The 18,619-nt window shown below is 61.9% G+C and carries 17 protein-coding genes; 12 read left to right on the top strand and 5 right to left on the bottom strand.

From position 1 onward, the window contains the following. Positions 1 to 91 precede the first annotated feature (91 nt). The 3 genes from BBTA_RS26885 to BBTA_RS26875 are packed head-to-tail and all read left to right on the top strand — an operon-like array spanning position 92 to position 3,116. Complete coding sequence (locus BBTA_RS26885; RefSeq protein WP_012045661.1) at positions 92 to 1,228, top strand: ABC transporter permease; 1,137 nt, start codon at positions 92 to 94, stop codon at positions 1,226 to 1,228. A 2-nt stretch (positions 1,229 to 1,230) separates the two neighbouring features. After that, positions 1,231 to 2,010 carry an ABC transporter ATP-binding protein gene (locus tag BBTA_RS26880; protein WP_012045660.1) on the top strand — a complete coding sequence of 260 codons (780 nt, stop codon included), beginning with the start codon at positions 1,231 to 1,233 and terminating at the stop codon, positions 2,008 to 2,010. Between the two features lie 2 nt (positions 2,011 to 2,012). After that, positions 2,013 to 3,116 carry an MlaD family protein gene (locus BBTA_RS26875; RefSeq protein WP_012045659.1) on the top strand — a complete coding sequence of 368 codons (1,104 nt, stop codon included), beginning with the start codon at positions 2,013 to 2,015 and terminating at the stop codon, positions 3,114 to 3,116. Positions 3,117 to 3,137: 21 nt separating this feature from the next. On the opposite strand, the gene BBTA_RS26870 is transcribed toward BBTA_RS26875, so the two are convergent. After that, a complete protein-coding gene (locus BBTA_RS26870; RefSeq protein ID WP_012045658.1) occupies positions 3,138 to 3,455 on the bottom strand; it encodes a cytochrome c in 318 nt (105 codons plus the stop codon). Positions 3,456 to 3,594: 139 nt separating this feature from the next. Between BBTA_RS26870 and BBTA_RS26865 the strand changes: the two genes are divergently transcribed. Together BBTA_RS26865 and BBTA_RS26860 are read left to right on the top strand one after the other, a co-directional pair. After that, positions 3,595 to 4,308 carry a helix-turn-helix domain-containing protein gene (locus BBTA_RS26865; protein ID WP_012045657.1) on the top strand — a complete coding sequence of 238 codons (714 nt, stop codon included), beginning with the start codon at positions 3,595 to 3,597 and terminating at the stop codon, positions 4,306 to 4,308. A 550-nt stretch (positions 4,309 to 4,858) separates the two neighbouring features. Next, positions 4,859 to 5,590: a Crp/Fnr family transcriptional regulator gene (locus tag BBTA_RS26860; protein ID WP_012045656.1), complete on the top strand. Its 732-nt coding sequence runs from the start codon at positions 4,859 to 4,861 to the stop codon at positions 5,588 to 5,590. A gap of 99 nt (positions 5,591 to 5,689) precedes the next feature. On the opposite strand, the gene BBTA_RS26855 is transcribed toward BBTA_RS26860, so the two are convergent. From BBTA_RS26855 to BBTA_RS26840, 4 genes are all read right to left on the bottom strand, one after another. Continuing rightward, complete coding sequence (locus BBTA_RS26855) at positions 5,690 to 6,979, bottom strand: TRAP transporter large permease (RefSeq protein ID WP_012045655.1); 1,290 nt, start codon at positions 6,977 to 6,979, stop codon at positions 5,690 to 5,692. Between the two features lie 22 nt (positions 6,980 to 7,001). Then, positions 7,002 to 7,514, bottom strand: a complete 513-nt coding sequence (locus BBTA_RS26850) for a TRAP transporter small permease (RefSeq protein ID WP_012045654.1) — start codon at positions 7,512 to 7,514, stop codon at positions 7,002 to 7,004. Positions 7,515 to 7,552: 38 nt separating this feature from the next. Then, on the bottom strand, positions 7,553 to 8,551 hold the full coding sequence (locus tag BBTA_RS26845) for a TRAP transporter substrate-binding protein (RefSeq protein ID WP_012045653.1): 999 nt from the start codon (positions 8,549 to 8,551) through the stop codon (positions 7,553 to 7,555). A 61-nt stretch (positions 8,552 to 8,612) separates the two neighbouring features. Further along, positions 8,613 to 9,299, bottom strand: coding sequence for a GntR family transcriptional regulator (locus BBTA_RS26840; protein WP_012045652.1), 687 nt, complete (start codon positions 9,297 to 9,299; stop codon positions 8,613 to 8,615). 371 nt (positions 9,300 to 9,670) lie between these two features. Here BBTA_RS26840 and BBTA_RS26835 point away from each other — a divergent pair, with 371 nt between their 5' ends. The 7 genes from BBTA_RS26835 to BBTA_RS26805 all read left to right on the top strand — a co-directional run bounded on the left by BBTA_RS26835 (position 9,671) and on the right by BBTA_RS26805 (position 18,618). After that, positions 9,671 to 11,758, top strand: a complete 2,088-nt coding sequence (locus BBTA_RS26835) for a molybdopterin oxidoreductase family protein (protein WP_012045651.1) — start codon at positions 9,671 to 9,673, stop codon at positions 11,756 to 11,758. A 185-nt stretch (positions 11,759 to 11,943) separates the two neighbouring features. Further along, positions 11,944 to 12,210 carry a hypothetical protein gene (locus BBTA_RS26830; protein ID WP_041750916.1) on the top strand — a complete coding sequence of 89 codons (267 nt, stop codon included), beginning with the start codon at positions 11,944 to 11,946 and terminating at the stop codon, positions 12,208 to 12,210. A 67-nt stretch (positions 12,211 to 12,277) separates the two neighbouring features. Next, on the top strand, positions 12,278 to 12,514 hold the full coding sequence (locus tag BBTA_RS26825; RefSeq protein WP_244424133.1) for a YiaA/YiaB family inner membrane protein: 237 nt from the start codon (positions 12,278 to 12,280) through the stop codon (positions 12,512 to 12,514). Positions 12,515 to 12,612: 98 nt separating this feature from the next. Then, on the top strand, positions 12,613 to 16,047 hold the full coding sequence (locus BBTA_RS26820; RefSeq protein WP_012045649.1) for an acyl-[ACP]--phospholipid O-acyltransferase: 3,435 nt from the start codon (positions 12,613 to 12,615) through the stop codon (positions 16,045 to 16,047). Beyond that, a complete protein-coding gene (locus BBTA_RS26815) occupies positions 16,047 to 16,784 on the top strand; it encodes a triacylglycerol lipase (RefSeq protein ID WP_012045648.1) in 738 nt (245 codons plus the stop codon). Before BBTA_RS26820 ends, BBTA_RS26815 begins: the two co-directional genes overlap by 1 nt. A gap of 72 nt (positions 16,785 to 16,856) precedes the next feature. After that, entirely contained in the window at positions 16,857 to 17,636 is a 780-nt protein-coding gene (locus BBTA_RS26810) for an enoyl-CoA hydratase/isomerase family protein (RefSeq protein ID WP_012045647.1), read from the top strand. A gap of 109 nt (positions 17,637 to 17,745) precedes the next feature. Continuing rightward, on the top strand, positions 17,746 to 18,618 hold the full coding sequence (locus BBTA_RS26805; protein ID WP_012045646.1) for a GNAT family N-acetyltransferase: 873 nt from the start codon (positions 17,746 to 17,748) through the stop codon (positions 18,616 to 18,618). Position 18,619: the final 1 nt, after the last annotated feature.

Here is an 18,619-nt window from a genome sequence, read left to right as displayed (position 1 = left end):
CAGACGGGGTTGACGCAGATCAAGCGCGGCTGATTGGTGAGATCTAAGGAACGGGGGTACCCTGGGCCTGCCGAGTGAAGGAGATATCGAGTTGCGCGCCCATCCAGGATTGGCCGCCGAGGCGACCGGAGAACTGCTCGAGCTTCGTCCCAGCGGATCCTGGGTGTCCCTCAACGTGACCGAACTCGAGAACCTGACGAGGTCTGCGAGCGGCAAAGTCGGCAACGCCAAGGCCGTGAAGCTCGATCTTGGTGCCGTCAGCGAGATCGATACGGTCGGCGTCTGGCTACTGGAAAAGCTCAGCCGGAGTGCTGCCGCCGGCGGCCGCCTTGTCGAGATGACCGGGGTTGCCGAGAATTACGTAGGTCTCGTCGAGGAGGTCCGGCAGGTCAACCGGCGCGATATTGCGCCGCCACCGCGGCAGAACCCGATAGTGGCCAAGCTCACGGATCTCGGTCGTTCGACGCTCGGGGCTGCGCGGGACGTCACGGTGTTCCTCGACATGCTGGCGGCGTTGTCATTGGCTTTGGTCCGGACGCTGGCGCGGCCGCGGTCGCTGCGCGTGACCTCGCTTGTCTATCAGATGTACCGTATCGGCTGGCAGGCCATTCCGATCGTGGTGCTGATCACCTTTCTGATCGGCGCTATTATTGCACAGCAGGGGATCTTTCATTTTCGTCGCTTCGGCGCAGAATCCTATGTCGTCGACATGGTTGGAATTCTCGTGCTGCGCGAACTCGGCGTCCTGATCGTGGCCATCATGGTGGCGGGGCGATCAGGTAGTGCTTACACCGCAGAGCTCGGATCGATGAAGATGCGCGAGGAGATCGATGCTCTGGTGACGATGGGGCTTGATCCGGTGGAGGTCCTGATACTGCCGCGTATCGTGGCATTGATTTTGACCCTGCCCATCCTGGCCTTCATTGGCTCAATGGCTGCGCTCTATGGCGGAGGCTTGGTCGCCCAGCTTTACGGTGGCATGGGACCGGCCATCTTCATCGCTCGCCTGCATGACGCGGTCTCCGTCACGCATTTCGAGGTCGGGATGTGGAAGGCGCCGTTCATGGCTCTCGTCATCGGCATTGTCGCCTGCAGCGAGGGCCTGCGAGTCAAGGGCAGTGCTGAATCGCTAGGTCAACAAACGACGACATCCGTGGTGAAATCCATATTTCTGGTCATCGTCCTCGATGGATTGTTCGCCGTGTTCTTTGCGTCCATTGGGTTGTAGCAATGGAACATCTGCAAGAGACGAGCGCGATCCGCGTCACCAATCTTGTCGTCGGGTTCGGTCGACAAATCGTTCTGAACGAATTGTCCTTGAATGTTCGCCGTGGTGAAATTCTGGGGCTCGTCGGGGCGTCGGGCGGCGGGAAATCGGTCCTGATGCGCACGATCATTGGCCTCATTCCACGGCGCAGCGGCAGCATCGAGGTGATGGGGGTGCCGCTCGGCGGCGCGGCAGAGCGCGCCACACAGAATGCGGCGACGCGGTGGGGAATCCTGTTTCAGCAGGGCGCGCTGTTTTCATCGCTGACGGTCAAGCAGAATGTCCAGTTTCCGCTGCGCGAAAACCTGCAGATGTCGCAGACTCTGATGGACGAGATCGCCATCGCCAAGCTCGAGATGGTCGGCCTGCGCGCCGAGGACGGCGACAAGTTTCCCGCTGAGTTGTCGGGCGGAATGACCAAGCGGGCCGCGCTGGCGCGGGCTCTCGCACTCGACCCTGCGATCGTGTTTCTCGATGAGCCGACCTCTGGCCTCGATCCGATCTCAGCTGGTGATTTCGATGCGCTGATCAAGACTCTCCAGCAGACGCTGGGGCTGACCGTGTTCATGGTGACGCATGATCTGGCCAGCCTCAATTCGGTCTGCGACCGTGTCGCGGCCCTGGCGGACGGCAAGATCGTTGCGATCGGTCCGATGAGCGATCTGCTTCGATCAGAACATCCCTGGGTCAAAGCCTACTTTCACGGTAAGCGATCCCAGATGCTGCAACCGAAAGTGAGTTGAAGATGGAAACGCGTGCGCCATTCGCTGTAATCGGCGGCTTCGTGCTGGCGGCGATCGTCGCGATCTTTGGTTTTGTGTACTGGCTCAACAACACGGGAGGACTTGGGCCACGCACAAGCTATCACGTGCAGTTCGAGGGTTCAGTTCCCGGTCTTCTGGTCGGGGCTGCCGTTCTTTTCAACGGAATTCGTGTTGGCGAAGTGACCGACCTGGTCCTGGCGCCGGACAATCCACGTCGGGTCAATGCGACGATTTCGGTTGCGACGAGCGTGCCGGTGCGGTCCGACACGAAGGTGGGTCTGGAATTCCAGGGGCTGACGGGGGTGCCGGTCATCGCACTGGAAGGTGGCTCGTCAACTGCGACATCAGGGCCGGTCTCGATCTTGATCGCAGAGCCCGGCGCCGGACAAAGCATGACGCAGGCGGCGCGTGACGCCTTGCGGCGCGTCGACGCTGTCCTTGCCGAGAATGCCGGGCCGCTCAAGGACACGATTGCCAATCTCCGGACATTCTCAGACGGGCTGGCGCGGAACACCGGCAAGTTGGACAGTATCGTTTCTGGACTCGAGAAGATGACCGGTGGTGGCGCTCCGGCACAGAAGGTGACCTATGACCTTCGAGCGCCGCGCGATTTCGGCCCGATCGCCAAGACCATCAAGGGACAACTCGCCATCCCAGAGCCGACGGCCGTGGCGATGCTGCAGACGCAGCGGATATTGTTCTCGCCGGCGAAGGATTATCCGGGATTTGGTGACGCCCTATGGGCAGACAGCATCCCGAAACTGCTGCAGGCTCGCCTGATCGACGCGTTTGAGAATTATGACATTGCCCACGCTCCGCTGCGGACAGCGGATCTCGGACAGCCTGATGTCCAATTGCTTGTGGATGTCCGCCGCTTCCGGATCAATACGGATCCGACAGCGGTCGTGGAGATCGGGCTGTCGGCTCGCCTTGTCGACAAGAGCGGAAAAATCATCGCTTCGCGGCTGTTTGACGAAAGCCAACCTGTTGATCGCCTCGATCCTGCGATTGCAGTCACTGCCTTCGACCAGGCATTTGGCCGAGTTGCCAAGTCGCTCCTGACGTGGACCGTCCAGGCGCTGTAGATCTCGCCTCTGGCTAAGAACCTATTCCAGCGTCTTCAGATACGACAGCAGATCGTTGATCTGCGTCGGTGCAAGTTCGAATTGTGGCATCGCGGGGTGCCCGGTGACGATGCCTTCGGCGAGAGCCTCGCCGAGCGTTTCGATCGGATAGCGCAGGTGCAGCGTTCGGAACGGAGGCGCCGGCTTGAACGGGCTTTCCCCGGTCGTGCCGATGGCATGGCACCGCGCGCAATGGGCCTTGGCGTAAGCCCGTCCCCGCTGTTCCGGCCTGGACGCTGCGTTCGACGGATGTGTCCACGAGAGAGGCAGAAGTAAAGCGCAGAGAACAAACCACCGCATGCATCACGTCCATGGCATCAGGCATTTTCCGCCACGATAGGGACGGGATCCTCCCGTCATTTGATTTGAATCAATCGGAACTATGGGCATCCGTTAGAATGCGGCAATTGTCCTTGCGCTTGGCCCAGCGGAGCCCCGTATGAAGACGTCTCTGGTTGCAGTCGATTTCCACGGGCAGGGCTGCTCTGAATGTGCTGTACGCGGATTTAGCGTGTGCGCATCGCTGGATCAGTTCGAGATGCGCGAGTTCGAACAGCTCAGTCGGCGTTCCCACTTCGCGTCGTGCGAGACTGTTTTCTCGCAAGAGGATATTACGTCCTGTTTCTACAACCTGCTCGACGGCGTCATGAGGCTCTATAAGCTTCTGCCTGACGGTCGGAGACAGATCGTCGGGTTTGTACTGCCTGGCGATTTCGTGGGCATGACGACCGAGGAGCGACATGGGTTTTCAGCCGATGCCATCGGTCCGGTTACGGTCTGTCAGTTCGCCAAGTTGCCGTTTGGTCGCTTTGCGCACGACAAGCCAAACCTTCTCCGCCGGATGAACGAACTGGCTGTGCAGGAGCTCAACCAGGCGCGGGACCACATGGTCTTGCTGGGTCGCCGTTCCGCTGAAGAAAAGGTTGCCACCTTCCTCGTGAGCTGGCGGGACCGGCTGGTCGACCTCCGAGGGCCATCCAACATTGTGCCGCTACCAATGAGCCGGCAGGACATTGCCGACTATCTTGGGCTTACGATCGAAACAGTCAGCCGGACGTTCACGAAACTCGAGCGGGATGGAATCATCACCATACTACCCGGAGGCGTATCGCTCCGGGATTCGGCGCGTGCCGAGGCGCTAGCGGCTGCCTGACATCTTTGCCGCTCCGCGAATGATCCGCTTTGCATTGATCTGAGTCAAAGACTGCCGGGGTGCGATTGAGAAACAATGTCTCAAACTCAAAAAAGGGGGAGAGACATGCCGTTCGATGCCATGATGGTGAGCTTTGCGGTGGTGGCGGTTTTCGTCGCGTTTGCGGGCGTCCTGCTCTGGGCTGATTCGCAGACTCGAACCCGAGCCTGAAGCCGACATCGCAGATCCTCCAAGCTGCCCGTTCAGACCTTTGGCTGGACCGTGGGTGACGAGATTTGCTGCGGTGCAGTATGATCTCTGCTGAGCTCTCGGTCAGCCGAAATGCGCCGGCGCTGGCGGTCAGGCCTCGCATTGATCTTTGACGCATTCTCTTGGACAAAGTCCCGATCTGCCGTATTCCGAAACGGAGCGGAATTGAGAGATGGGCGGTCGCGAGGCCGAGGGATCGTCTTTGCTGGGCGCGTCCGTGGTCCTTTGACGTCAAAGGGCACGGTCGGCGGCTTTCGACATCTCCTTTGGTCAGCCGGATGAGACGCCTGGGAGATGCGGTGTGACTGAGGAGAAAAAGGCGAGCGGCCGAGCAGCCGGAGGCGGTAAGCTGTCGGTCCTTCGACAGCATCCGATCTTTCGCGAACTCGAGCCCGACGCGCTCGACCAGCTCTGCCGCTACGCCAAGCCAACCTCGCTCAAGCGTGGCGCGACCATTTTCTCGAAAGGTGATCCCGGATCGAGCTTGTATGCCGTGATCAGCGGCACCGTCAAAATCAGCGTGTCGTCCCCGGATGGACGCAATGCGATCCTGAATTTGATCGGCCCGGGTGAGATCTTCGGCGAAGTCGCCGTGCTCGACGGCGGGGAACGAACCGCAGACGCAACTGCGAGCACCAATTGCGAGATCCTGGTCATCGATCGCCGTGAATTCCTGCCATTCGTCAAGCAGCAGCCGGTGCTCGCAATGAAGTTCATCGAACTGCTCTGCGACCGGTTGCGCTGGACGAGCGATCAGGTGGAGCAGGTCATCCTGCAGGATCTTCCCAGGCGTCTCGCCAGCGCTCTGCTTGGCCTGACCGAGAAGCGGAAGTTGGATCCCTCCAGCCGCACCATTGCGATCACTCAGCAGGAAATCAGCGAGATGGTCGGCATGACCCGCGAGAGCATCAACAAGCAGTTGCGTTCTTGGGCGGCGCGGGATTGGGTCCGACTTGAGCACGGCGCGATCGTGCTTCTCAATCCCGAGCCGCTGCGAGGATTGGCCGAGGCCGGTCAGGATGATGACCAGTAGGTCCCCCCGCTGATCAGCCTTATTCGCGGCAGCTTCACGTCCGGTTCTCCCCTGTTGTTTGTTTGACCGTCGCGAACGCCGCGGCGGGGCGCGAGAGCGTCAGCGCAGGATATGTCGTGGCAGCCACAGCGAGATCTCAGGGATGTACGTTACCGCCATCAGCACGCCGAACATGACCGCATAAAACGGCCATATCTTGCGCATGACCTGCTCGATCGACACCCTGCCGACGGCACAGCCGACGAAAAGGATCGCCCCAACCGGCGGATGGCAAAGGCCGATGCCCAGATTCAGCAGCATGATCATGCCGAAATGAACCGGATCGACGCCAAAATTCTGCATCACGGGAAGAAGGATCGGCGTCGCGATAAGGATCGACGGCGCCATATCGACCAGCGTTCCGAGCAGCAGCAACAGCACGTTGATCAGCAGCAAGATGACGTATTTGTTGCTCGATATCGACAGGAAGAACTGCGTCATCTTCGCGGGCATCTGCGTCAGCGCCATGATATAGCCGACTGCAGACGCGCACGCGATCAAGGTCATCATCATTGCTACGGTGCGGAACGTTCGGTGTAGCAGCGCGGGCAGGTCGCGCCAGCGATAGTCGCGGTAGATGAACATCGTGACGAAGAAGGCCCAGATGCAGGCGACGGCGCCGGCTTCGATCGCGGTGAAGATGCCGCCGAGGATCCCGCCGAGAATGATCACGAGCGTAATGAGGCCCCACGCTGCATCGATGGTGATCTTGACCGCATCCTTGGCTGGGACCGTCTGACCTTGCGGATGACGTTCGCGATAGGCGATCACGATACAAAGCATGATGAGCGAAAAGCCGAGCAACAGGCCGGGGAATACACCGGCCATGAACAAGGCGCTGATTGAAATCGTGCCGCCGGTCGCCAGGGAATACAGCACGGCGTTGTGGCTCGGCGGGACAAGCAGCGCCTGAACGGAGGAACTGATGGTCAGATTAGTTGCGAACACGCGCGGATAGCCGTTGGCCTCCATCTGCGGGATCATGACCGAGCCGATCGCCGAGGTATCGGCGACCGCCGAGTCAGAGATGCCACTTAGAAACGTCGTTGCCAGCACATTCACGATCGATAGACCGCCGCGCAGGCGAGTGAGACCGACCAGGACGTCAGCGAAAGCCACCAGCCGTTTGGCCATGCCGCCCTCCGCCATGATGGCGCCCGCCAGTACGAAGAACGGAATGGTCAGCATCGCGACCTTGCTCACTCCATCCGAAATCTTGAGCATCACCGCTTCGAGCGGAATGCCGACGGAGAGAGCGCCAGCGATTGCGGCCATCGCCAGCGAGTAAGCGATGGGCATCCCGATCAGGAAGCACGCCAGCATTGTGGCAAGCAGAATGAAGATGTCCATCGGTCTGCCTCGGCTGGCCGGCTTACTCGAACGATTCGGTGTCGTGATGAGGAATGGGGGCGGGCGGTGCGCCGATGAACAGCCGTTCGATGATAAACAGGAGCAAGCAGCAGCCACCGACCGGGATGGGCAGGTAGGTGACACCGACCGAGAGGAAAGGGAAATCCCCGATCGTGTTGTTCCACGTGACCTCGACCAGCCTCGTGCCCCAGACGATCATGAAGATCGCGATGACGGCCATCAGCAATTGCACGAGTATATCGAGTGCTCGTCTCACAGGGGGCGGCGTCTGGTTGGCAAAGTAGGCCAGGTTCATGTGAAGATTCAGCCGGTACCCAGCCGCCGCGCCAATGAACGTCAAGAGAATCGTCAGCAGAACGGCCATCGGTTCGGGCCAGGAGGCGGCGCTGTTCAGCACGTAGCGGGTGAAAACCGCCCAGGGAATGACGGCTGAGATCAGCACGAGCGCGGTGACGCCTACGATTACGCAGGCGAGATACAGCGCATCCATCGCACAGCGATAGAGCCCGGCCATGGTAACCTCCTGATTGTCCGAACCGATTGCTCTGTGCGTTACGCGATCTCTTGAATGCGCTTGATCATGTCTTGATACTTCGGGCCATATTTGTCCCAGACCGGTTTGACGGCCTTCTGGAACGGCGTCTTGTCGGCGATCTCGATGATCTCGCCGCCGGCTGCCTTGGCTTTCTCCATGGCCTCGCGCTCATAGGCCTTCCAAAGCTCGCGCTCTTCCAGTTGAGCCTCGCGCGCGAACTTCCTGATCAGAGCCTGGTCGTCAGTCGAAAGGTTCGTCCAGGCGCGCTTCGAGAAAACAAGAACTTCTGGAATGACCAGATGCTGCGTCAACGAGTAATACTTGGCCGCGGTATAATGGTTGCTGAAAACGTAACTCGGAGGATTGTTCTCGGCACCGTCGATCACGCCTGTTTGCAACGCGCTGAAGACCTGATCATAGCCCATCGCGACACCGTTGCCGCCGAGCGCGTTCATCATATCGATGAAGATCGGGTTTCCGATCACCCGGATCTTCAGACCTTTGATGTCCTCGACCGTTCTGATCGGCTTTTTTGTGTTGTAGATGCTGCGTGCACCGGAGTTCATCCAACAAAGTGCAACCAGATTTGCGCCCGGATTGGCGCTGATGCGGTCGAGCAGATCTTGTCCGATCGGGCCGTCCATCATCTTCTCGGAGTGTTCGATGCTCTTGAACAAGAACGGCATGTTGACGACGTTGACCTCATCGACGATCGGCCCCAATGCGCCGGCGCTGACGCGCAGCATCTGAATTGCGCCGATCTGGGTCTGTTCGATGGTCTCCTTCTCGCCGCCGAGTTGTGCGGAGGGGTACATCTGAAGTGTCAGCCGGCCATTGGTGGCGGCTGCGAGCTTCTTGCCGAGATTTTCGGTAGCCGCAACCGTCGGATAGCCGGGGGGCTGAACGTCGGAGGCCTTGAACACCGCCTTCGACTGGGCGTGCGCGGCCGAGAATGGCAGAAGCGCGACTGTCCCGGCGAGACCGGCTGTTAGTTTTACGAAATTGCGTCTTTTCATGGCGTCCTCCCACGGACTTTGGCCTGATCGCTAAGCCGCAGTTGGATGCCGCGGCATGTGGCTATGTCGGCTGATCGAAATAATCTGGATTGAGATTCTGAATTTCAGAGATGTCGTCGAGCAGTCGTTCCAAATGACTGGCCATGGCGGCGCGGGCTCGTTCCGGATCGCGCCGCTCGATCCCCTCCAGAATCGGTTCATGTTCGGCGATGACCTCCGCCATCCGTCCGATCTGAGGCAGGGTCAGGCGTCGATACCGATCGACATGAACCTTCACTTGCAGGATCAGCTTCCATATTCCAGGATAGCCCGCAACCTCAGCGATCCCCGCATGAAACATCTCGTCCGCTTGATGAAAGGCTTCTCGGTCCTTCGCAGCGCAGGCCTCGCGCTGGCGTTCGAGCGTCGCGTGCAGGTTCAGGAGCTGGCTGGAGGTCGCGTGCTCGGCGGCCATCCGGGCCGTGGTTTCCTCAAGGGACTTGCGGATGATGATGGTCTCGGGAAGCGCCGCGACAGGAATGCGCGAAACGAAAATGCCCGACTGGGGAAATATCTCCACCAGCCCCTCATCCGAGAGCTTCAGGATGGCTTCACGCACCGGCGTTCGGCTGACGCCGTAGGCGGTCGCGATCTGCGCCTCCGAGATCGGCTCACCTGGTCGACGGACCAGCGACACGAGCTCGGCCCTCAGATCGGCATAGATGCGCGAAGCGGCTGTTGCGCCCCGCGGCCGACCATTGCGGCGCATGCGGGCGACGACTGGACGTGGCGCGGGAGCCAATTTCCTTGGAGCACGACTCGGCATCTACGTTTCCTCAACTGATATATTAGTATATGAATCTGCTTTGGCAACAGCAAATGCCGGTTGCCCGAAGCATCGTTATGGTGCGATGCGGGGCTGGCGGAATCCCCTCGCTTCTGTCGATCCGATAATCACGGCACTCCACGGACCGTGACCGAGTTCCGGCGACGCCCGCGGTCGAACGGCTGCGTTCGTCGATCAATCGGACGAACTCACCCGGTTCCTTCCTCTCCAGAATTCGGATGCCTTGATTTTGTTGTTGAGAATGCGTCGCGAACGCTCTCGGCGGTCGGCTCGTTTGATGTTACGAGTCGAGGATGAACCAGCAGACACGCATCGATATCCGCCACTCCACATGTCCGCACGATTGTCCGTCAGCCTGTGCGCTTGACGTCGAGGTCATCGACGGCAGAACCATCGGACGCGTTCGTGGTTCAAAACGGCAGACCTACACGGCCGGCGTGGTTTGCGCGAAGGTCGCACGATATGCCGAGCGCATTCATCATCCGGATCGTCTGCTTCACCCGATGCGACGGGTTGGACCGAAAGGCGCTGGCAAGTTCGCCCGCATTGGCTGGGACGAGGCACTCGGCGAGATCGCCGAGAAGTTTCTGCAGGCCGAGCGCGAATTCGGCTCGCAGTCGGTCTGGCCCTATTATTACGCGGGTACGATGGGTCTCGTGATGCGCGACGGCCTCAACCGTCTCACGCATGTGAAAAAGTACTCGAGGTTCTACTCGACGATCTGCGCCAATGTGGCCCGCGTCGGTTTCGCAATCGGCACCGGCAAGATTGCCGGCGTCGATCCCCGCGAGATGGCTCTTTCGGATCTCATCGTGATTTGGGGAACGAATCCCGTCAACACCCAGGTTAATGTCATGACTCACGCCGCGCGCGCCCGAAAGGAGCGGGGCGCCAAGATTGCCGCGGTCGACATCTACGACAACGAGACGATGAAGCAGGCTGACATCAAGATCATCCTGCGTCCCGGCACTGATGGTGCGTTCGCCTGCGGCGTGATGCATGTGCTGTTGCGTGATGGGCATGCCGATCGCGCCTATATGGCGAAATACACCGATTGTCCGGACGAGCTCGAGGCGCATCTGAAGGCGCGGACGCCGGAATGGGCATCGCAAATCTGCGGTGTTCCGGTGGCCGAGATCGAGGCCTTCGCGAAGCTTGTCGGTGAAACCAAGCGGACCTTCTTTCGGCTTGGCTATGGCTTCACCCGCAGCAGGAACGGTGCAACGCAGATGCATGCGGCCTCCTGCATTCCGGCCGTGACGGGCGCCTGGCAATATGAAGGAGGCGGAGCTTTCTTCAACAATGCTGCGCTGTGGCGCTTCGACGAGTCGATCATCGAGGGTCATGACGCCATCGATCACGCCACCCGGCTTCTCGACCAATCGCAGATCGGGCGCATCCTGGTCGGAGACCGGGAGGCATTAGGTGATGGCCCGCCTGTCAAGGCGATGCTGATTCAGAATACCAATCCCATGACGGTTGCTCCGGAACAGGACTTGGTTCGTCAGGGTTTTGCGCGCGCGGATCTGTTTGTCGCGGTGCATGAGCAGTTCATGACTGAAACGGCGCAGATGGCCGACATCGTGCTGCCCGCAACGATGTTCATGGAGCATGACGATCTGTATTATGGCGGAGGCCACCAGCATATTTCGGTCGGACCGAAGCTGATTGATCCGCCCGGCGAATGTCGCTCCAATCACGAAGTGCTGCAGGCCTTGGCGCGTCGATTGGGGGCGATTCATCCCGGCTTCGAGATGACGCCGCGCGAATTGATCGATGCCACGTTGAAGAAGAGTGGCCACGGCGACATCGCCGCTCTCGAGGCTGATATCTGGCGCGACCTGCAGCCTGACTTCCGCACGTCGCATTATCTCGACGGATTTGCGCACAAGGACGGCAAATTCCACTTCAAGGCCGATTGGGTCCATCCGCCGTTCGGGCGCGTCATGGGCAATCCTGAACGCATGCCTTCGCTGCCGGATCATTGGGCGGTCACCGAGGACGTGGATCAGCAACATCCGTTCCGACTCGCAACGAGTCCCGCGCGCTCGTTCCTCAACACCTCCTTCAACGAGACGCCCTCCTCGCAAGCGAGGGAAGGGGCGCCGTCGGTGATGATCCATCCGCTCGATGCCGCCCCGATTGGCATTGCGGATGGCGATCTCGTCACACTCGGAAATGACCGCGGGCAGACGTCGCTGATCGCCCGGCTGTTCGAAGGCGTTCGGCGCGGGGTGCTCATCGCCGAATCCATTCATCCCAATCGGGCCCATCCCGGTGGTCGTGGCATAAACTCGCTCACGGGAGCAGACACCGTCGCGCCGATCGGCGGTGCAGCCTTCCATGACAACAAGGTCTGGATGCGAAAATCGATTGGGTGAACGCGGTCGCCCCAAGAAATCTCAGAATAATATTATAAGTCAGAGGCTTAGGAGTCGGCCCGGCGGGCGGGCGCGGCTGCCGAGAACATCTTCTTTACCAAATTGTCCTGTCCTGCAAGATTTTCTTGAGCGTCGCTCATAAATCCGCTATGGTTTGAGCGTCGCTCAAACTTGGAGGTCATTCCATGCAGGTGCTCAGCTATGGCGGTCCGCGACTTTTTTCCGTTCCATCTCAGGCTCTGCTGAACGGTTTGGCCCGAGCCGCGTCTCACCTCGTAGCGTCTCGCGTCGAACGCATCGCCAATGCCTGCGACGTCGCCGGTCTGCTGGCGGCGCGACGAGCGCGGCGACTGGCGGGTTATCAGCTCTTTCGTGCCGCCGGGCGCGGACGGGGCTGGCTTCGCCGCGGCGGCCTGTTCGGCTGCTTCGACTACCTGAGCGAACTGAGCTGATCACAGCTCAAATCTGCTGCTCATACGCAACGAAGCGGTCACCATGTCCTTACGTCCGGTTTCCTCCGTGCAGCTGACCTTCATCCGGATAAGCTTTTTGCACATGACCTTCGCGATATCGTTTGTGCTGGTCGGCGGCGGCATCGTTGCGTTGCCGCTCGATTGGCAGCTGCGCGGGGGCTTCGCAGCAGGGCTTGTGGCGCTCTTGTGGTCGTCCTTCACGCTGGCCGACACGATGGCGCTGCTGTCGCGAGGCTCGGTGCGTTGCGGTCGACGACGCAGACCGGAAAGGCGGCGCGCGTGAGGCGGCACGCGTTCCGGACGAGCCTCTATTTCAGCACCAAGATTCAACAGTTTTCGCGATCCTTGCGGCAAAGCGTCCGCAGCACACAGGAAACGACCATGATCAAGCAGCTAATGTCGTCGCGCCGGTTTGCTCCGCTGTTCTGGGCGCAGTTCGCCTCGGCGCTGAACGACAACGTCCTGAAGAACGCGCTGGTCATCATGCTGCTCTACGGCGCGGTCGCAGCGCATGGGGATGCGCTGGTGACGGTGGCTGGAGCGGTCTTCATCTTCCCCTTCTTCATCCTGTCCGGGCTCGGTGGCCAGTTGGCCGACAGATACGTCAAGGGAGTCGTGGCGCGCAGGTTGAAGTTCGCAGAGATCTTCGCCGCCGGGTTTGCCGCGCTTGGCTTCTTCCTGCATTCGATCCCGCTGCTGTTTGTCGCGCTGGGCATGTTCGGCGTCATCGCGGCACTGTTCGGACCGGTGAAATTCGCCATGCTGCCTGACCAGCTGACGGTCGGCGAGCTCGCCACCGGCAATGCGTTGGTCGAAGGCGCGACCTTCATGGCCATTCTGATCGGCACGATCGCTGGCGGCCAGCTGGTCTCTGGCTCCTCCCACATGGGATGGGTCGCTCTCGCGGTCATTGGTCTTGCCGTCATCTCCTGGGCGTCGGCCTCGCGCATTCCGCACACCGCGCCGTCGGCGCCGGATCTCCGGATCACCGCCAATCCCTGGACCTCGACGTCGCACCTCTTGAAGTCGCTCTATGCCGCGCCGCGGCTGTGGGACGGCATGGTGATCGTGTCGTGGTTCTGGCTGGTCGGCGCCGTCGTGCTGTCGCTGCTGCCGGCGCTGGTCAAGGATGTCGTTGGCGGGACCGAGGGGGTTGTCACCTTGTGCCTCGCCATCTTCGCGATCGGTATCGCGATCGGCTCGCTATTCGCTGCCCATCTCAGCCATGTCAGGCCGAACCTCGCACTGGTGCCGATCGGCGCCATCCTCATGGGCGTGCTCGGACTGGATCTCTCCTGGGCCATCGCCACGACAGAGACCGCGAAAGGCCTCACCCCGCTTGGCTTCATCGGCTCCTGGGCTGGCGCGCGCATGCTGATCGATTTTGCCTTGTTCGCCTTCGGCGGCGGCCTGTTCGTTGTTCCGGCCTTCGCAGCCGTGCAGGCTTGGTCGGAACCGGATGAGAGAGCCCGTATCATCGCCGCCGGCAATGTCCTGCAGGCTGCCTTCATGGTGGTCGGTTCGCTGGCTGTGGCCGGCCTGCAGGCCGCAGGCGTCTCGATCGCCTGGATCTTCTTCGGACTCGGGCTGGCGAGCTTCGGGGCGGTCTGGTTCGTGCTCAACAAGTGGGGCAAGGAAGGCGTGCGGGACTTCGGCGCCATGCTGTTCCGCGCGCTGTTCCGCACCGAAGTGCGCGGCCTGGAAAACCTGCCGTCGGCCGGCACCCGCATGCTGATCGCGCCGAACCATGTCAGCCTGATCGATGGCCCGCTGCTGCATGCGGTGCTGCCGATCGACGCGACCTTCGCCGTCGACACCGGCATCTCCAAGGCCTGGTGGGCGAAGGTCTTCCTCAAGCTGGTCCGCCACATCACGATCGATCCGACCAAGCCGCTCGGTGCGCGCGACCTCATCAAGCTGGTCGCCAGCCAGGAGCCGGTGGTGATCTTCCCGGAAGGCCGCATCACGGTGTCCGGCTCGCTGATGAAGGTGTATGACGGCACCGCGATGATCGCCGACAAGGCGGATGCCGTGGTCGTGCCCGTCCGCATCGAGGGCGCGCAGCGCTCGCATCTCAGCTACCTCAAGGACGGTCAGATCAAGCGCTCGTGGTTTCCCAAGGTGACGGTGACCATCCTGCCGCCGGTCAAGCTCACCATTGACGCGGCGCTCAAAGGCAAGACCCGCCGCAACGCGGCTGGAGCGGCGTTGCAGGACGTCATGATCGAGGCGATGGTCAAGAACGCCATGCTCGACCGTACGCTGTTCGAGGCGCTGGCCCATGCCCATCGCGACCACGACACCGGCAAGGTGATGATCGAGGATCCGCTCGGGACCAGGCTGACCTATCGCAAGCTGCTGCTCGGCGCGCAGGTGCTCAGCCGCAAGCTCGAGCATGGCACCATGGTCGGCGACAATATCGGCGTGCTGCTGCCGAACTCGGCCGGCGTCGCCGTCGTCTTCATGGCGCTGCAGTCGATCGGCCGCGTGCCCGCGATGCTGAACTTCTCCGCCGGCCCGGTGAACGTGCTGGCAGCGATGAAGGCGGCGCAGGTCACGACGGTGCTGACCTCACGGGCCTTCATCGAGAAGGGCAAGCTCGACAAGCTGATTGCCGCGATCGAGGGGCAGGTGCGCTTGGTCTATCTCGAGGACGTCAAGGCCTCGGTCGGCCTCGCCGACAAGATCAAGGGCATCATGGCTGGCACCAAGCCCCGCGTGCCCCGCAACGCCGATCACCCGGCCGTGATCCTGTTCACCTCCGGTTCGGAGGGCACGCCCAAGGGCGTCGTGCTGTCCCACCGCAACATCCTGGCCAACGCCGCTCAGGCGCTGGCCCGGGTCGACGCCAATGCCAACGATCTCGTGTTCAACGTTCTGCCGGTGTTTCACTCCTTCGGCCTTACCGGCGGCATGATGATGCCCATGTTGGCGGGTATTCCGATCTATATGTACCCGTCGCCGCTGCACTACCGGATCGTGCCGGAGTTGATCTACCAGACCGGCGCTACCATTTTGTTCGGCACTGACACCTTCCTCACCGGCTACGCGCGTTCGGCCCATGCCTATGATTTCCGCACGCTTCGACTGGTCATCGCCGGCGCCGAGCCGGTCAAGGACCGGACACGGCAGGTCTACATGGAGCGCTATGGCATCCGCGTGCTCGAAGGCTATGGCGTCACCGAGACCGCGCCGGTTCTGGCGATGAACACGCCGATGGCCAACCGTGTCGGTACCGTCGGCCGCCTGTCGCCGCTGATGGAGTATCGGCTCGACAAGGTGCCGGGCATCGAGGAGGGCGGCCGGCTCTCCGTCCGCGGGCCCAACGTCATGCTCGGCTATGTCAGGGCCGAGAATCCCGGCGTGCTCGAGGCGCTGCCGGAGGGCTGGCACGACACCGGCGACATCGTTACCATCGACCCGCAGGGCTTCATCACGATCAAGGGGCGCGCCAAGCGCTTCGCCAAGATCGCCGGCGAGATGGTCTCGCTGACGGTGGTCGAGCAGATCGCCACGACGTTGTGGCCGCAGGCCGCGTCCGTCGCGGTGTCGATCCCCGATCAGCGCAAGGGCGAGCGGATCGTGCTGATCACGACGCAGAAGGATGCCGAGCGCGCGGCGATGCAGCGTCAGGCCAAGGCGCAGGGCGCGCCGGAACTCGCGGTGCCGGCAGTCGTGATGGTGGTCGACAAGATCCCGCTGCTCGGTTCCGGCAAGACGGATTATGTCGGTGCCAAGGCGATTGCCGAGGAGGCTGCCAAGGAGACTGCTCAGGCCGCTCCGGAGCGCGAGGCGGAGGAGCGGGAAGTGGCGTGATGGCATCGCTGCGCCGATCTCGCCAACAGCATGGCCCCCGCGACGCGGGGGTCGTCCTGCTGCATGGCATCGCCGGCCGCTCATTGATGCTGCGCCCGCTGGAGCGGCGGCTGCAGCGCGCGGGATTTGCCACGCTGAACCTCGACTATGAGAGCCGCAAGAAGCCGCTCGAGCGTCTCGCCGAGGATATCCATCCGGCCATTGCCGCCTTTGCGACAGGAATCGACGGCCCGATCCACTTCGTGACCCATTCGATGGGTGGGCTGCTGGCGCGGGTTATGATCGCGCATCATCGGCCGTCGCGGCTTGGCCGCGTCGTCATGCTGGGCACGCCCAATGGCGGCAGCGAGCTCGCGGACCGGCTACAGAATGTCGGGCTCTATCGCGCTTATTTCGGTCCCGCCGGCCTGCAACTGGTGACCACCAAGCACATCACGCTCACATCGCTGCCGCCGCCCGATTACGAGATCGGCGTCATCGCCGGGAACCGCTTTCTCGACCCGATCGCGGCGCTGTTCGTGCTGCCATGGCCCAATGACGGCCGCGTGTCGGTCGAGAGCTGCAAGCTTGCTGAGATGACGGACTACACGACGGTGAAGGCCTCGCATATGGGCCTCTTGGTGCATCCGACATCGATCCGGCAGACGATCGCGTTCCTACGCAATGGCCAGTTCGAGCCGGCGCGTCCGCTCTTGCGCGGTGTCATCGCCGAGATCGGCCGCCGCGCGGCCTCTTGACGCAAGTTTTCCTTGCCCCTCCCAGCTATCCCGCGACAATCTCGCATCCGACAGCAAGCGACAGGCAAGGCGATGACCGACGATAGCGTGATTCTCGACAAGCGCGGCCAGGCCCTCTGGATCACCATCAACCGGCCCGAGAAGCGCAACGCCCTCAATGGCGACGTCATCGCGGGCATCTCGCGCGGCTACCGCCAGGCGCATGACGATCCGGACGTGCGCGTGATCGTGCTGACGGGGGCAGGGGACAAGGCGTTCTGCGCCGGCGCCGACCTGCAGAACTCCGGTGCGGCCTTTGCGATGGATTTCTCGCGGCCCAATGTCGACTACGCCGATCTGCTCAGGCTGTCGCAAAACGCCACCAAGCCCGCGATCGCGCGGGTCGGCGGCGTCTGCATGGCCGGTGGCATGGGGTTGTTGTGCATGACCGACATGGCGGTCGCAGCCGACCACGTGATCTTCGGCCTGCCGGAGGTGAAGGTTGGTGTGTTCCCGATGCAGGTGCTGAGCCTGTTGCAGAGCATCGCGCCGCCCCGGCTCGTCAATGAATGGGCTCTGACGGGCGAGCCGTTCGACGCCAAAGCGGCGCAGGCGGCAGGGCTGCTCAACCACGTCGTTCCGGCCGCCGAGCTCGATGCCAAGATCGATTGGCTGATCGGCCGTCTCGTCGACAAATCACCGACCGCCATCCGACGCGGCAAATACGCGATGCGCGCGATCGCGTCGATGTCGTTCGACGAATCCATCGCCTATCTCGAAAGCCAAATCGCGCTGCTCGCGATGACCGAGGATGCCAAGGAAGGCTTGAAGGCGTTCGCCGAGAAGCGCAAGCCGGTGTGGCCGGGCAAGTAGCCCGCCGCCGTTGGACGTTTGACGGCTGCTCGGTTGTTGTCGCTGTCATGCTCCGCGAAGGCGGAGCATCCATGATGCGCAAACGCGTTCGTGGATTTGGGATGGACGTATGAGGGCTTCCCACACCCGTGCAACCGATGGTCTCACCATCCGGCCGATGCATGCCGATGAGATTCCGCTGGCCGTCGACTGGGCGGCGGCCGAGGGCTGGAATCCTGGTTTGTCGGATGCGGCCTGTTTCGCGGTGGTCGATCCCGATGGCTTTCTCGTGGCCGAGCGCGACGGCGTGCCGGTCGCGACGGTGTCCTGCGTCAACTATGACGATCGCTTCGCCTTTCTCGGTTTCTACATCGTCCGCCCCGAGCTGCGCGGGCGCGGCTACGGCTTGCGGCTCTGGCAGGCGGCGATGGCGCATGCGGGATCGCGTGTTGTTGGGCTCGACGGCGTGGTGGCGCAGCAGGACAACTACCGGACATCCGGCTTCAGCTATGCGCATGCCAATATCCGCTATGGTGGGCGACCTGTCGCCCTGCCGCCACCAGGGGGCTCATCACGGATCGTCGCCCTGAGCGATGTGCCGTTGGCCGACATCGAAGCGTCAGATGCGACTGTGTTTCCCGCCCCACGCCGTGCATTCCTGCGGGCCTGGATCGACGCGCCCGGTCATGTCGGCCGGGCGCTGATCCGCGATGGCGCGCTGGCCGCTTGGGGCGTGATCCGTCCATGTCGCGCCGGCTCCAAGATCGGTCCGCTGGTGGCCGAGAGGCGCGAGGATGCCGAGACCATGGTCGCAGCGCTGCTGAGCGCAGCCGGCGACTCCGAGGTGTTCCTCGACGTGCCGGCGATCAATCCGGCGGCTTTGGCGCTCGCCGAGAGCCTCGGCCTCAAGCCGGTGTTCGAAACCGCGCGCACGTACACCGGGCCGATCCCGCCGCTACGGATCGAGCGCGTATTCGGCATCACCACATTCGAGCTCGGCTAGC

The sequence above is a fragment of the Bradyrhizobium sp. BTAi1 genome, assembly GCF_000015165.1.
Taxonomy (GTDB): Bacteria; Pseudomonadota; Alphaproteobacteria; order Rhizobiales; family Xanthobacteraceae; genus Bradyrhizobium; species Bradyrhizobium denitrificans.
The sequence above is the reverse complement of the archived record's forward strand: the minus strand, read 5'-3'. Positions and strand labels throughout refer to the sequence as shown.

Bases quoted from the DNA above. Each gene is read 5' to 3' on its own strand.
- BBTA_RS26880 (WP_012045660.1), top strand. From the start codon at position 1,231: ATGGAACATCTGCAAGAGACGAGCGCGATCCGCGTCACCAATCTTGTC.
- BBTA_RS26875 (WP_012045659.1), top strand. From the start codon at position 2,013: ATGGAAACGCGTGCGCCATTCGCTGTAATCGGCGGCTTCGTGCTGGCG.
- BBTA_RS26870 (WP_012045658.1), bottom strand. From the start codon at position 3,455: ATGCGGTGGTTTGTTCTCTGCGCTTTACTTCTGCCTCTCTCGTGGACA.
- BBTA_RS26865 (WP_012045657.1), top strand. From the start codon at position 3,595: ATGAAGACGTCTCTGGTTGCAGTCGATTTCCACGGGCAGGGCTGCTCT.
- BBTA_RS26855 (WP_012045655.1), bottom strand. From the start codon at position 6,979: ATGGACATCTTCATTCTGCTTGCCACAATGCTGGCGTGCTTCCTGATC.
- BBTA_RS26850 (WP_012045654.1), bottom strand. From the start codon at position 7,514: ATGGCCGGGCTCTATCGCTGTGCGATGGATGCGCTGTATCTCGCCTGC.
- BBTA_RS26845 (WP_012045653.1), bottom strand. From the start codon at position 8,551: ATGAAAAGACGCAATTTCGTAAAACTAACAGCCGGTCTCGCCGGGACA.
- BBTA_RS26840 (WP_012045652.1), bottom strand. From the start codon at position 9,299: ATGCGCCGCAATGGTCGGCCGCGGGGCGCAACAGCCGCTTCGCGCATC.
- BBTA_RS26835 (WP_012045651.1), top strand. From the start codon at position 9,671: ATGAACCAGCAGACACGCATCGATATCCGCCACTCCACATGTCCGCAC.
- BBTA_RS26830 (WP_041750916.1), top strand. From the start codon at position 11,944: ATGCAGGTGCTCAGCTATGGCGGTCCGCGACTTTTTTCCGTTCCATCT.
- BBTA_RS26820 (WP_012045649.1), top strand. From the start codon at position 12,613: ATGATCAAGCAGCTAATGTCGTCGCGCCGGTTTGCTCCGCTGTTCTGG.
- BBTA_RS26815 (WP_012045648.1), top strand. From the start codon at position 16,047: ATGGCATCGCTGCGCCGATCTCGCCAACAGCATGGCCCCCGCGACGCG.
- BBTA_RS26810 (WP_012045647.1), top strand. From the start codon at position 16,857: ATGACCGACGATAGCGTGATTCTCGACAAGCGCGGCCAGGCCCTCTGG.
- BBTA_RS26805 (WP_012045646.1), top strand. From the start codon at position 17,746: ATGAGGGCTTCCCACACCCGTGCAACCGATGGTCTCACCATCCGGCCG.